Here is a 12,222-nt window from a genome sequence, read left to right as displayed (position 1 = left end):
GCGGGCGACCCATTCCGATTCCCCGCCATGGCCGAGATCATCAACCTCCGCAACGCCCGCAAGCAGAAGGCCCGCGCCGACAAGGCGGTGCAGGCCGCGCAGAACCGTGTCCTCTTCGGCCGCACCAAGGCCGAAAAGCTCAGGCAGGAAGCCGAAAAGGCGCAGGCGGAGCGGCATATCGAGGGCCACAAGAAGGACGAATAGGGGGTATACCGCGCACCTTCAGTGCGTGTGGCCCCACCCCACCCTCAATCCCTCCCCATCAAGGGGGAGGGAGGCGCATGACCGAGGTCGGTGGTCCAATATCGCATCGTCCACCGGGCAGGCTTCCCTCCCCTTGTGGGGAGGGAATGAGGGTGGGGGTGAGTTACAGACCCTGCACTCGCGATCTGTATACCGCTCCTACCAGTTCACCTGGCAGACCCCGCCCTTCGGCCCGAACTGCAAACTCTCCGCCGTATACTGGAAAATCTCCAGCTTCACGCCATTCGGATCGGCGGACCAGGCCTGCCAGGTCCCGTCCACGCCAAGCTTCTTGTCGGTGATGGCAACGCCCTGCGCGCGCACCTGGGCGATCAGCCCATCCAGGTCCTCGGTCTCGAGGCAGATATGGTTGATCTGGTCGGTCTCGGCGAAGCGCGATTCCCCCTTGCGGAACACTTCGATGAAGGTCCGCGCGCCAAGGTCCATATAGAAGCCGATCCAGTCCTCCCCGCGCTTGAAGTCGAAGGCCTTCTCGATGCCAAGTACGTCACGATAGAAATTGGCCGTCTTTTCCAGGTCGTGCGCGAAGATGCAGGCATGGGCAACCTGCTTGATGAACTGTGTGGTCATGGTTCCTCCGGAAAGTATCCCGTATTAACGATAAAGCAGCGGCCGATCAATCGCCCGACCACCCCGGAAGCCGGCCAATCGGCATTTTTTTGTGCCGCCCTCTTTTACTTGTCACGCCCCGCGTCTAGGAGAGGGCAACGAACCGACAGAACCACCGGGAAGGGTCTATCCGATGTCTTCAATCATCCACGTCTCCGGCCGCCAGATCTACGACAGCCGCGGCAATCCCACGGTCGAAGTCGATGTCGTGCTGGACGACGGCAGCTTCGGCCGCGCCGCCGTTCCCTCGGGCGCTTCCACCGGCGCCCATGAAGCGGTCGAACTGCGCGACGGCGGCCCGAAATACAATGGCAAGGGCGTCACCAAGGCCGTCGAAAACGTCAATACGGCCATAGCGGACGAAATCCAGGGCATGGACGCGCTCGACCAGCTCGCCGTCGACCAGGCCATGATCGATCTCGACGGCACGCCCAACAAGTCGCGCCTCGGCGCCAATGCCATTCTCGGCGTCTCGCTCGCCGTGGCCAAGGCCGCCGCCGAATCCAGCGAATTGCCGTTCTACCGCTATATCGGCGGCCCCAATGCCCATGTCCTGCCCGTGCCGATGATGAACATCATCAATGGCGGCGAGCATGCCGATAACCCCATCGACATGCAGGAATTCATGATCCTGCCCGCCGGCGCGGAAAACCTCGCCGATGCCGTCCGCATCGGCTCCGAGATTTTCCACACCCTCCGCAAGGGCCTCGCCGCCGACGGTCACAACACCAATGTGGGCGACGAGGGCGGCTTCGCACCCAACCTCAAGTCTGCCGATGACGCGCTGGGGTTCATCATGCGCTCCATCGAAAAGGCCGGCTACAAGCCGGGCGAGGACGTGTTCCTCGGCCTCGATTGCGCCGCGACCGAATATTACAAGGGCGGCAAATACGAGATGGCGGGCGAGGGCAAGTCGCTATCATCGGACGAAAACGTCAAATTCCTGGCCGACCTCGCCGCCCGCTATCCCATCATCACCATTGAAGACGGCATGGCCGAAGACGACTGGGACGGCTGGAAGGCCCTGACCGACGCCATCGGCGACAAGGTGCAGCTCGTTGGCGACGATCTCTTCGTCACCAATACCAAGCGCCTCGTCTCCGGCATCAAGATGGGCGTCGCCAATTCCATCCTGGTCAAGGTCAACCAGATCGGCTCGCTGAGCGAAACCCTCAACGCCGTCGAAACCGCCCACCGCGCCGGCTACACCTCGGTCATGTCGCACCGCTCGGGCGAAACCGAGGATTCGACCATTGCCGACCTCGCCGTGGCGCTCAACTGCGGTCAGATCAAGACCGGCTCGCTCTCCCGCTCCGACCGCCTGGCTAAATACAACCAGTTGATCCGCATCGAGGAACAGCTCGGCACCTCGGCGAAATATGCCGGCTACTCGGTCGTAAAGGGCCGCTAGGGCAGGAGATGACGATGCGGGCTCTGGTCTACGATACCTACGGCCCGCCAGAAACGCTGCGGCTGGAGCAGATGCCCCAGCCGCAACCCGGCCCCGGTGAGGTGCTGGTGCGTATTCACGCCACCGCATTGAACTCCTGGGATTGGGACCTGATGGTCGGCACGACCATGGGCCGGATCACGGCGCCCTTTCGCCCACCCCGCAAAATCCTCGGCGCCGATATTGCCGGCACGGTCGAAGCCACTGGCCCCGATGTCACCACCTTCGCGCCGGGCGATGCCGTCTTCGGCGATCTGTCCGAAGGCAATTGGGGCGGACTGGCTGAACTGACTTGCGCCAAGGCGACCGCGCTGGCTCCGGTGCCGCAGGGCCTCAACTGGGTCGACGCCGCAGCCTTGCCCCAGGCAGGCAGTCTCGCCCTGCAGGCCATGCGCAAGCGCCCGCAACTCGGGCCCGCCGATCGCGTCCTCATCAACGGCGCCGGTGGCGGCGTGGGCACTTTCACCATCCAGCTCGCCAAAGCCGCCGGCGCGCACGTAACCGCCGTCGACCGCGCCGAAAAGCGCGACGCCCTGCTGGCCCTCGGCGCCGATGAGTTCATCGACTACCGCCAGACCGACTTCGCCGCCGGCACCATCCGCTACGATTTCATTATCGACGTCGTCGCCAACCGCTCTGTCGCCACCTTTGCCCGCGTGCTCAATGACGGCGGCAATCTCGTCGTCATCGGCGGCACCGTCGGCAGCCTGCTGCAGGTCGCGGCCTTCGGCGCCCTCATCGGCCGCAAGCGCCGCCAACGTCTGCAAGTGCTGATCTACCGCGCCGCTGCCGCCGACAGCGCCGAACTGGCCGCAAGCTGCCTCTCCGGCACCCTCCGCCCGGTCATCGACGGCGTCTACCCCCTCGAACAGGGCGCCCAGGCCCTGCGCCACCTGGGCGACGCCCACGCCATCGGCAAGGTCGTGGTCACGCCGACCGCGTGAGCATCAAGGCCTTGGTCTGCGTCATCGATTCGAATGAATACGTCGTGCCCGACCTGGTCTACGCTGCAGGCAACCTTGGAGGGCAGCACAATGGCGCGACAATGGGTCTATTGGGCTACGGTCTTTCACCGCAACTTCCTGCAGGTGGGAACGGCCAATGTCGAACTGCTCGTTGATCCACCGGCCGGGTTGATGGCCGAGTGCGCCCTTAGCGCCTACCAGGATGGCGGCGGAGGCTCCAGTATCAGCTACGTCAATAACGACTTCTCGATTGGGGACGACTACTATTTCGGCGATGGCGTATGGCGCATCGCGATGCGCCTGCGCATCGTCGGCGGGCTCGACCAGTCCAACCTCAACATCACCCGGGCGCGCATGGTTGTCCGCGAGTACGATACCGGCTCAGGTTGGCGCATTGAGCCCGCATCCTTCATGCGCTCGGTGGTCTACAACAAATCCACCGGCGACATCCTCCATACCGAAGACGTTGCCGGCCCCGAAGATCGGCTCGCCGATCTGCGCGGCGGCAAGCTGGATGCGCGGGCCTACGATTTCGTCAAGAAAGCCAATGAGCATGGCGGCGCCTTCGACGTCATGCCAGTGGAAACCGTGCAATTGCCACCTCAGGGCAAAACACTGCTGGTCGATCCCTCTGCCCGCCGCCTCGTCGAGGCCACCCCCAAACTGGCCCAGGTCGTGACCATCAGGAAGCCGGCCTCCGGCAAGGCACGGACGAAGAAACCGGCGGCCAGGAAGGCCAAATAGCCTACTGGAACGCCGTCTCGGCAAAGCTCCTGAGCTTGCGCGAATGCAGCCGCTCCGCCGGCTGGTCCCGCAGGATTTCCATGGCCCGCAGCCCGATCTGCAAGTGCCGGTTGACCTGCGTGCGGTAAAAATCCGACGCCATGCCCGGCAGCTTGAGCTCGCCATGCAGCGGCTTGTCTGACACGCAGAGCAAGGTCCCGTAGGGCACCCGGAAGCGGAAGCCGTTGGCCGCGATCGTCGCGCTTTCCATGTCCAGCGCCACGGCGCGCGACTGGCTGAGCCGCTGGGTGATTTCCGCCTGGTCGCGCAATTCCCAGTTGCGGTTGTCGAAGGTCGCCACCGTGCCGGTGCGCATGATCTTCTTGGTCTCGATGCCTTCGGTCTCGGTCACTTCATGCACCGCCTGTTCCAGCGCCACCTGCACTTCGGCCAGCGCCGGAATGGGCACCGACAGCGGCAGGTCGGCATCGAGCACATGGTCCTCGCGCACGTAGGCATGGGCCAGCACATAGTCGCCCAGCTCCTGGCTGTTCCGCAGCCCCGCGCAATGCCCCAGCATGATCCAGGCATGCGGCCGCAGCACCGCGATATGATCGGTAATCGTCTTGGCGTTGCTCGGACCCACGCCGATATTGACCATGGTGATGCCGCGCCCGCGATCCGCCGTCAGGTGATAGGCCGGCATCTGCGGCGCCCGCACCGGCGCCGTGCCCGCCACATTGCCCCCGCGCAGCGCATTGTCGGTCACCACATTGCCCGGCTCGATGAAGCTCTCGTAATGGGCATGGCCCGAGCGCATGTACTCCTTCGCCACCCGGCAGAATTCGTCGATATAGAAGGCGTAGTTGGTGAAGATCACGAAATTCTGGAAATGGCCGGCATCGGTGCCGGTATAGTGGCTCAGCCGGAACAGCGAATAATCCACTCGCGGCGCCGTAAACGCCGCCAGCGGATAGGGCCCGCCGCGCGGCGGCACGAAAGTGCCATTGGCGATCTCGTCGTCGGTATTGCCCAGGTCCGGCGCGTCGAACACGTCGCGCAGCGGAATGTTCAGCGCATTCAGCGCCTCGCCATCGATCCGCTCATTGGCTTCCACCGCGAAATGCAGCGGGATCGGCGTATCGGATTCCCCGATATCGATCGTGCCGCCATGGTTCTTGAGGATGACCGTGAATTGCTCCTGGTAATAGGTGCGGAACAGGTCCGGCGCCGTCACCGTGGTGCGATACAGCCCCGGCGTATGCAGGAACCCATAGGGCAGGGTGCTTTCATGCCTGGAATAGCTGGTCGAGCGCACTTCCACCTGCGGATAGCACGCCCGTACGCGCCCCGCCGGCACCACGCCCTTGGTCAGCGCATCCAGATGGCCGCGGATGAAGCCGGTATTGCGATGATAGAGCTCGGCCATGTATTCCCACGCCTTCTCCGGGTCGGTGAAGGATTGCTTGTCGAGGCGCGGCGGGCTGATCGTGGTCATGTTGCTCTTTCAAAATCGCCGCCTCCGGATTGAGCCGGCGTCGTCTCGGAATCGCGCTGCATATCCGGCAGCACCTAGCCGTCTTGAATGACAGCTTCGCGGCATGGCTTCAACTGCAGGGCCCGGCGCGCGCCGGTTTCACATCGGTGTGATGGCGCTTTTCTTGCCGCATTTCATCACCATCTTCATACGCAGTTCACTGGCACGGCAAGCGACCCATGCAAACCGGTGAGCGAGGAGTGTCGCGCTGGCCGCTTGTCCCCCAAGCCCTCAACAGTGCGGATGGCCGATATTCCCAAGACCGCAATGGCAGCAATGTCATTGCGGTCTTTCTATTTTGCCGCCGGATAGGCCGCCCGCAGCGTGGCGACCGAGATTTCCGCCAGCTCCCGCAGCACATCCAGGTCGATATCGTCGAGCCGCTTCACATAGAGACAGGCCTTGCCCATCCGGTGCCTGCCCAGCCTGGCCAGCAACCCATCGCGCCGGGCGATCTCCTCGGGCAGATAGGTGCCCATCAGATAGATGCTGAACTCCGCCTTGCGCGGCGCAAAGCCGATGAGAAACGCATCGCCCTCATGCCCGCTGGCATAGCGGTAGTGGTAGGTCCCGAAGCCGACCATCGTGCCCCACAGCACCGGTGGTTCGCCCGACACAGCCGACATCATCTCGACCAGCCGGTAACTGTCCGCCCGCTTGGCCGGATCATCCACTTGCGCCAGGAATTCATCGACATCGCCGGTATCGGGCCTGGTTTTCTGCTCGGACATGGCTTGTCTCCGACATTTCGCCGCAAGACCGTAGACGAACGCCGCCACGTTTTCTATTGCTGCCCGCAGAGCGGATTTGGAGGTTTTCATGACGGCAAAGATCATCGACGGCAAGAGCTTCGCCGAAAGCCTCCGCAGCCGCATTGCCGACCATGTGCAGCGCCTCAAATCCGAGCATGACATCACCCCCGGCCTCGCCGTGGTCATCGTCGGCCACGATCCCGCCAGCCAGGTCTATGTCAGCAGCAAGGCCAAGCAGACCGCGGAGGTCGGCATGGCCTCGTTCAAATACGAACTATCAGAAGATACCAGCGAAGCAGAGCTTCTGGAACTCGTCAATCGCCTGAACAACGATGACCAAGTCCATGGCATCCTTGTGCAAATGCCGGTGCCGAAGCAGATCGACCCCATCAAGGTGATCGAAGCCATCGCCCCGTCAAAGGATGTCGATTGCTTCACCCCCGCCAATGTCGGCAAGGTGCAGATCGGCCTGCCGGGCCCGGTTTCCTGCACGCCGCTCGGCTGCCTCATGCTGCTGCGCGACCAGCTCGGCTCGCTTTCCGGCCTCAACGCCGTCATCATCGGCCGCTCCAATCTCGTCGGCAAACCCATGATGCAGCTCCTGCTGCGCGAGAACTGCACCGTCACCGTCGCCCACTCGAAGACGAAGAACCTGGCTGACGTCGTGCGCGGCGCCGATATCGTCGTCGCCGCCGTCGGCCGTCCCGAAATGATCCGCGGCGACTGGATCAAGCCCGGCGCCACCGTTATCGATGTCGGCATCAACCGCATTCCCGCCCCCGAACGCGGCGAGGGCAAGACGCGCCTCGTCGGCGACGTGGCCTATGCCGAAGCCGCCGAAGTAGCCGCCGCCATCACTCCGGTCCCCGGCGGTGTCGGCCCCATGACCATTGCGTGCCTCCTCGCCAACACCATCACCACCGCCTCGCTGATCAACGGCCTCGTGCCCCCGACCGACCTGACGGCATGAGCGGGCTCGCCCACGATCCCGGCGGCAAGGTCCGCCTGCGTCTGGCCGAGGGCGTCCATGGCGACGTGGTGATGAGCGCGGACACCCGCTACCGCCAGCGCATGCGCCGCTGGCTCGGCGATGCCTTCCCGCAGCGCTACATCCTCTTCATCGGCATGAACCCCTCCACCGCCGACGCGACCGTGGACGACCCCACCTGCGCCCGCGAATGGACCTTCGCCCGCCGCGAGGGCTTTTCCGCCATGGTGAAATGCAATGTCGGCGACTACCGCGCCACCGATCCGAAAATGCTGGTCCAGCCGGGCATTGTCGCCGTCTCCGACGCCAATCTCCCCGTCATCCGCCAGGCTGCCGCTGGGGCAGGGCGCGTCGTCCTCTGCCACGGCAAGCTCAACAAGGCCCTGGCCCCGGCTGGCCGCGAAATCGTCGAAACGCTCCGCGCCGATGGCATCGATCTCTGGTGCTTCGGCACCAATGCCGACGGCAGCCCCAAGCACCCGCTCTATCTCAGGGCCGATACGCCGCTGGTGCGGTTTCCGGGCTGATTGCCACGCCCTCGTGGTTCGAGGCGCTGAAGAAGCGCGTCTCACCATGAGGGCTACTTTGAACTCGGCATTCCAGTAGCCCTCATGGTGAGGCGGGAGCTCTTGCGACCCTCGAACCACGAGCGCGTGCCCCGATGTCTAAGCCGCCCCAGCCAGATAAAACAACCGTGCCACCGTATGATCCCGCAGCGCCTGCGCCGGCAGCTTTCCCGTCAGCGCCGCGATCACCTGCCCCTTGTCGGCCACCGCGCTCGCATCCACCACCACCTTGCTGAATCCCGGCCGCAATCCCTGCTTGGCGCCTTCCAGCAGGTCGAACAGCAGCGCCCGTACATCCGTGCGCATGGCGCAGGCAATGCAGTGTTCGCCATCCGCATGCCCATGCCCGGAATTGGCCGGCAGCCGGAGCAGGGCGGTCTCGGCATCGAGCGGGATCAGATGGCCAGGCTCGGTGACGAGGGTCACGGGAATGGGGTCGATTTTTCATGGGGATACCCTCCTCCTAACCTCCCCCTGATAGGGGGAGGAATCCGCGCGGTCGATGTGGCTTGATCCTGCCAGGAACTCGATCTGTTCCTCCCCCTATCAGGGGGAGGCTAGGAGGGGGTACCCACCACCAATTCACCTTCGCCGCTTCTACTCCGCCGCCACGATCGCCGGCCCCGGAATATAGTTCAGGATCGGCCCCAGCCACCGTTCCACTTCGCTCACCGCCATATTCTTGCGCCGCGCATAATCGGCCACCTGGTCGCGCTCCACCTTGGCCACGCCGAAATAATAGGAATCGGGATGGCTGAAATAGAGCCCCGAAACCGATGAGCCCGGCCACATGGCATAGCTCTCGGTCAACGTCACGCCGACAGTCTTCTCGGCATCGAGCAGCTCGAACAGCGTGGTCTTTTCCGTGTGATCGGGCTGCGCCGGATAGCCGGGGGCAGGGCGGATGCCGCGATAGGGCTCCGCTGCCAGCTCGTCGGGGGCAAAACTCTCGCCGGCGCCGTAGCCCCAGAACTCCTTGCGCACCCGCTCATGCATGGCCTCGGCCAGCGCCTCGGCGAAGCGGTCGGCCAATGCCTTGACCAGGATGGACGAATAATCGTCATTGGCCCGCTCGAACCTGTCGGCAATCGCCACTTCCTCGATGCCAGCCGTCACCACGAACCCGCCCACATAGTCGGGCACGCCATCGGGCGCCACGAAATCGGCCAGCGCCATATGGGGCTTGCCGTCGCGCTTGCTGAGCTGCTGGCGCAGGGTGAACAACGTCGCCAGCTCGTCCTTGCGGCCCTCGTCCCTATAGAGGCGGATATCGTCGCCATTGGCATTCGCCGGCCAGAAGCCCACCACGGCGCGCGGCTTGAACCACTTCTCGCCGATGATCTGCTTGAGCATCTGCTGCGCGTCGTCGAACAATTGCCGCGCCACCTCGCCCTGCCTCTCATCCTCGAGAATGGCCGGATAGCGCCCCTTCAGCTCCCAGGTCTGGAAGAAGGGCGTCCAGTCGATATATCTGGCCAGCGTTTCGAGGTCGAAATCCTCGATCACTCGCGTGCCGAGGAAGCTCGGCCTGGGCGGCACATAGCTGCTCCAGTCGGGCTTGAACGCATTGGCCCGCGCCTTTTCCAGCGGCACGCGCTGCTTCTCGCTCTCTGCCCGCTCATGCGCCGCCGCCGCCTTGGCATATTCGGCGCGGATATTCTCGATGAAGCTGACCTTGGTATCCGATGACAGCAGGTTGCCCACCACGCCCACGGCGCGGCTGGCATCGTTGACATGGACGGCCTGGCCCAGATTGTAGCGCGGATGGATCTTGACCGCCGTATGCACGCGACTGGTCGTCGCCCCGCCGATCAGCAGCGGAATATCGAACCCTTCGCGCTCCATTTCGGCCGCCACATGCACCATTTCGTCCAGCGACGGCGTGATCAGCCCCGAAAGCCCGATAATGTCGACCTTCTCGTCCTTGGCCGTCTGCAATATCTTGGCCACCGGTACCATGACGCCCAGGTCGATGATCTCGTAATTGTTGCAGGCCAGCACGACGCCCACGATATTCTTGCCGATATCGTGCACGTCGCCCTTCACCGTGGCCATCAGCACCTTGCCGGCGGTCTGGCGTTCGCCCTCGACGCCGCCATTGGCGATCTTCTCGGCCTCCATATAGGGCAGCAGCAAAGCCACGGCCTGCTTCATCACCCGCGCCGATTTCACCACCTGCGGCAGGAACATCTTGCCCGAACCGAAGAGGTCCCCCACCACGCTCATGCCGGCCATCAGCGGGCCTTCGATCACATGCAGCGGGCGGGGCAGCTTCTGCCTCGCTTCCTCAGTATCGGCATCGATGAATTCGGTAATGCCGTTGACCAGCGCATAGGAAATGCGCTCCTCGACCGTCCCTTCGCGCCAGCTCATATCCTTGGCGGCGGCTTCCTTGCCCGCCGCGCCGCGATAGCGTTCGGCCAGCGCCAGCAGCCGGTCGGTCGAGTCCTCGCGCCGGTTGAGGATCACGTCCTCGCAGGCCTCGCGCAATTCGGGGTCGATGCTCTCATAGACCGCCAGCTGCCCGGCATTGACGATGCCCATGTCCATGCCGTTCTGGATGGCATAGTACAGGAACACCGCATGCATGGCCTCGCGCACCGGCTCGTTGCCGCGGAACGAGAAGCTCAGATTCGAGATACCGCCCGAAATATGCACATGGGGCAGGGTGTCGGTAATCTGCCTGGTCGCCTCGATAAAGGCCACGCCATAGCCATTGTGCTCCTCGATGCCGGTGGCCACCGCGAACACGTTCGGGTCGAAGATGATGTCTTCCGGCGGGAAGCCCACCTCTTCAGTAAGCAGCTTGTAGGCCCGCGTGCAGATCGCCACCTTGCGCTCGATCGTGTCGGCCTGGCCCTGTTCGTCAAACGCCATCACCACCACGGCGGCGCCATAGGCGCGCACCAGCCGCGCATGATGCAGGAACGCTTCCTCGCCTTCCTTCATCGAGATGGAATTGACCAGCGCCTTGCCCTGCACGCATTTCAGCCCCGCCTCGATCACCTCCCATTTGGAGGAGTCGATCATCAGCGGCACCTTGGCGATGTCGGGCTCGGCCGCCAGCAGGTTGAGGAAGTCGATCATCACCTGCTTGGAGTCGATCAGGCCTTCATCCATGTTGATGTCGATGACCTGAGCGCCATTGGCCACCTGGTCCCGCGCCACGTCCAGCGCTGCCGTATAGTCACCCGCCGTGATCATCTTGCGGAAGCGCGCCGAGCCGGTGACATTGGTGCGCTCGCCCACATTCACGAACGGGATTTCCGGCGTCAGCGTAAAGGGCTCCAGCCCCGACAGCCGCAGGAACTTCTCGGCCGCAGGCACCGCGCGCGGCTTGTGCTTGCCCACTGCCTGGGCGATGGCGCTGATATGCTCCGGCGTCGAGCCGCAGCACCCGCCGACAATGTTCACATAGCCGGCCGCGGCAAAGCCCTCGATCTGCTCGGCCATGAATTCGGGGCTCTCGTCATACTGCCCGAACGCATTGGGCAGGCCCGCATTGGGATAGGCGCAGATGAACGTGTCGGCCACGTCGGACAGCTCGCCCAGATGCGCCCGCATCGCATTGGCGCCCAGCGCGCAATTAAGCCCGATGGTGAACGGGTTGGCATGGCGCACCGAATACCAGAACGCGGTCGGCGTCTGCCCTGACAGGGTACGGCCGCTGAGGTCGGTAATCGTGCCCGAAATCATGATCGGCACATCGATGCCGCGCTCGTCGAACAGCTTTCGCGCCGCGAATATGCCGGCCTTGGTGTTGAGCGTATCGGTAATGGTCTCGAACAGCAGCAGGTCGGCACCCGCATCCACCAGCCCGCGGATCGCCTCGCCATAGGCTTCCACCAACTGGTCGAAGGTGATCGAGCGGAAGCCGGGGCTGGTGACGTCAGTCGACATGGACGACGTCTTGTTGGTCGGCCCCAGCGCCCCGGCGACGAAGCGCCGCCTGCCATCCGCCGCCTCGGCCCGTCGCGCCGCCCGCCGGGCGACGATCACGCCCTGGTAGTTGATGTCATAGACCGCGTCCTCGCAGGCATAATCCGCCTGCGCCACCGAAGTGGCCGAGAACGTGTTGGTCTCGGCAATATCGGCCCCGGCCATGAAGTAGTCGAAATGGATATCCTCGATCACCTTGGGCTCGGTTATAACCAGCAGGTCATTGTTGCCCTGCAGCGGCAGCTTCCAGTCCTTGAAGCGCTCACCCCGGAAATTCTCCTCGGTCAGCTTGAGGCGCTGGATCATGGTGCCCATGGCGCCGTCCAGGATCAGGATGCGCTCGCGCGCCGCCTTGGTCAGCGCGGTGCGGACCTCGTTCCAGTCGGGGATATGGGGATCATCATGCTGGCTCATCGCCAAATACCTCGG

11 protein-coding genes are annotated in these 12,222 nt (G+C 63.9%); 6 read left to right on the top strand and 5 right to left on the bottom strand.

Translation table 11 applies throughout. From position 1 onward, the window contains the following. Positions 1-27 precede the first annotated feature (27 nt). Positions 28-204 (top strand): DUF4169 family protein, encoded by a 177-nt coding sequence (locus NVV79_RS15300; protein ID WP_303991243.1) that lies wholly within the window; start codon positions 28-30, stop codon positions 202-204. A gap of 198 nt (positions 205-402) precedes the next feature. Here the strand turns inward: NVV79_RS15300 and NVV79_RS15295 are convergent, their stop codons facing one another. After that, complete coding sequence (locus tag NVV79_RS15295; RefSeq protein ID WP_303991242.1) at positions 403-834, bottom strand: VOC family protein; 432 nt, start codon at positions 832-834, stop codon at positions 403-405. Between the two features lie 172 nt (positions 835-1,006). On the opposite strand from NVV79_RS15295, the gene eno reads away from it, so the two are divergent. From eno to NVV79_RS15280, 3 genes are all read left to right on the top strand, one after another. Further along, positions 1,007-2,284 (top strand): phosphopyruvate hydratase, encoded by a 1,278-nt coding sequence (eno, locus tag NVV79_RS15290; RefSeq protein WP_303991241.1) that lies wholly within the window; start codon positions 1,007-1,009, stop codon positions 2,282-2,284. 14 nt (positions 2,285-2,298) lie between these two features. After that, positions 2,299-3,267, top strand: coding sequence for an NAD(P)-dependent alcohol dehydrogenase (locus NVV79_RS15285; RefSeq protein ID WP_303991240.1), 969 nt, complete (start codon positions 2,299-2,301; stop codon positions 3,265-3,267). Between the two features lie 90 nt (positions 3,268-3,357). After that, positions 3,358-4,032 carry a hypothetical protein gene (locus NVV79_RS15280; RefSeq protein WP_303991239.1) on the top strand — a complete coding sequence of 225 codons (675 nt, stop codon included), beginning with the start codon at positions 3,358-3,360 and terminating at the stop codon, positions 4,030-4,032. A 1-nt stretch (position 4,033) separates the two neighbouring features. Here NVV79_RS15280 and NVV79_RS15275 read toward each other — a convergent pair whose 3' ends face one another. Continuing rightward, positions 4,034-5,509, bottom strand: a complete 1,476-nt coding sequence (locus NVV79_RS15275; RefSeq protein WP_303991238.1) for an AMP nucleosidase — start codon at positions 5,507-5,509, stop codon at positions 4,034-4,036. 332 nt (positions 5,510-5,841) lie between these two features. Further along, positions 5,842-6,279 carry a DUF1801 domain-containing protein gene (locus NVV79_RS15270; protein ID WP_303991237.1) on the bottom strand — a complete coding sequence of 146 codons (438 nt, stop codon included), beginning with the start codon at positions 6,277-6,279 and terminating at the stop codon, positions 5,842-5,844. Positions 6,280-6,367: 88 nt separating this feature from the next. Here NVV79_RS15270 and folD point away from each other — a divergent pair, with 88 nt between their 5' ends. After that, the gene (gene folD / locus NVV79_RS15265; protein ID WP_303991236.1) at positions 6,368-7,270 is read left to right on the top strand and encodes a bifunctional methylenetetrahydrofolate dehydrogenase/methenyltetrahydrofolate cyclohydrolase FolD; all 903 of its coding nucleotides are present in this window, start codon (positions 6,368-6,370) and stop codon (positions 7,268-7,270) included. After that, positions 7,267-7,815, top strand: a complete 549-nt coding sequence (locus NVV79_RS15260) for a DUF1643 domain-containing protein (RefSeq protein ID WP_303991235.1) — start codon at positions 7,267-7,269, stop codon at positions 7,813-7,815. Before folD ends, NVV79_RS15260 begins: the two co-directional genes overlap by 4 nt. Before the next feature lie 138 nt (positions 7,816-7,953). On the opposite strand, the gene NVV79_RS15255 is transcribed toward NVV79_RS15260, so the two are convergent. After that, positions 7,954-8,280: a hypothetical protein gene (locus NVV79_RS15255; protein ID WP_303991233.1), complete on the bottom strand. Its 327-nt coding sequence runs from the start codon at positions 8,278-8,280 to the stop codon at positions 7,954-7,956. A gap of 171 nt (positions 8,281-8,451) precedes the next feature. Further along, entirely contained in the window at positions 8,452-12,207 is a 3,756-nt protein-coding gene (gene metH / locus NVV79_RS15250) for a methionine synthase (protein ID WP_303991231.1), read from the bottom strand. Positions 12,208-12,222: the final 15 nt, after the last annotated feature.

It is taken from the genome of Devosia ginsengisoli (assembly GCF_024707105.1).
GTDB lineage: Bacteria > Pseudomonadota > Alphaproteobacteria > Rhizobiales > Devosiaceae > Devosia > Devosia ginsengisoli_A.
Note: the sequence above shows the minus strand (reverse complement) of the source record. Positions and strands in the feature narration are given on the sequence as shown.